At 45.5% G+C, this 716-nt stretch carries 1 protein-coding gene; it reads left to right on the top strand.

Annotation, left to right across the window (positions count from 1 at the left end; translation table 11 throughout):
• Positions 1–24: 24 nt before the first annotated feature.
• Positions 25–716, top strand: a 692-nt coding sequence (locus A3762_RS19100) for a DUF1631 family protein (RefSeq protein ID WP_231878865.1), incomplete at its 3' end; no start/stop codon positions are given.

Genomic DNA, 716 nt, shown 5'->3' with positions numbered 1-716 from the left:
CTACGCGATGCGTGGAGTAAAGTGTTGGTCTTTAAACTTCTGCGCGAGGGAGAGCAAAGCGAAGCTTGGAATGGGGCTAAAGCAATTGTAAATGAACTGGTTTGGTCCTTATGTCCAGATCCTTCAGAGCAAGATGCGAGAGCTAAACTTCTTAAAATGATTCCATCACTCGTTAAGCGTGTTCGTTTAGGGTTTGACGAGGTTGCTTTAGACGATACTTTGGCAAAAAGACTTCTGTCAGGTCTAGAGGATCAGCACGTATTGTCGCTTCAAGCTCTCCAGCAACAAATTGATTTGAGTGAAATTGCGCCAGTGGGGGAGGTTGACCAGCAAGAAGCTAGTGAACTCCTGCAAGATGATTTTTCAGAACAGAGTGATGAAGTAAGCGATCTAGTACGTTCAACTTTAGAGCTCGAAGATGATTTCAAACAATTACAAGAGGCATGCGAGCAGGCTAATGAGAAACGCGCGGCAATTGAAGCAGAAAACGAAAAGCTCCCCAAAAAACAGGAAAGTATCGTACTGGTTGACCAGCAAGCCGAAACTCGCGCGCCCGAGTTAGCGCCAGACAACCCTTTTGTTCAACAAGTCGAGCGCTTTGTAGTTGGATGTTGGTTTGAGTTTGGCGGTGGTGACAATAAAGAGCGCTGTAAGCTTGCCGCGATTATTAAATCAACGGGTAAGCACATTTTTGTAAATCGAGCTGGTGTGAAGGT

The organism is Oleiphilus sp. HI0125, assembly GCF_001635355.1.
This window is presented reverse-complemented; position numbering and strand designations above follow the sequence as displayed.